Origin of the sequence: Nonomuraea spiralis, from assembly GCF_014648435.1 — a bacterium.
Taxonomy (GTDB): Bacteria; Actinomycetota; Actinomycetes; order Streptosporangiales; family Streptosporangiaceae; genus Nonomuraea; species Nonomuraea spiralis.
Map to the genome: position 1 here is coordinate 1,800 of NZ_BMRC01000076.1, position 597 is coordinate 2,396.

A 597-nucleotide genomic window follows, 5' to 3' on the forward strand; every position below is an offset into this window, starting at 1 on the left:
CTCCGAAGAGGTCCTGGCCGACCTCGACGAGCGCGGCATCATCCGCATCGGCGCCGAGGTCGTGCCCGGCGACATCCTGGTCGGCAAGGTCACCCCGAAGGGCGAGACCGAGCTGACCCCGGAGGAGCGGCTGCTGCGCGCGATCTTCGGTGAGAAGGCCCGTGAGGTCCGCGACACCTCGCTGAAGGTGCCGCACGGGGAACGCGGAACGGTGATCGGCGTGCGCACCTTCTCCCGGGACGACGGCGACGAACTTCCACCCGGGGTGAACGAGCTGGTCAGGGTGCACATCGCGCAGAAGCGTAAGATCACCGACGGTGACAAGCTGGCCGGTCGTCACGGCAACAAGGGCGTCATCTCCAAGATCCTGCCGGTCGAGGACATGCCGTTCCTGGAGGACGGTACCCCGGTCGACATCATCCTCAACCCGCTGGGTGTGCCCGGCCGGATGAACGTCGGTCAGGTGCTGGAGACCCACCTGGGGTGGATCGCGGCGCGTGGCTGGGACATCTCGGGCATCGCCGAGGCGTGGGCCGAGCGGCTGAAGGACAAGGGGTTCGAGAAGGTCGCCCCGCGTACCAACATGGCCACCCCGGT

Annotated in this window: 1 pseudogene; it reads left to right on the forward strand. The window is 68.0% G+C overall.

The features are described from left to right. Positions 1 to 597 (forward strand): annotated as a pseudogene (locus IEZ27_RS53350) (DNA-directed RNA polymerase subunit beta); the annotation flags it as partial.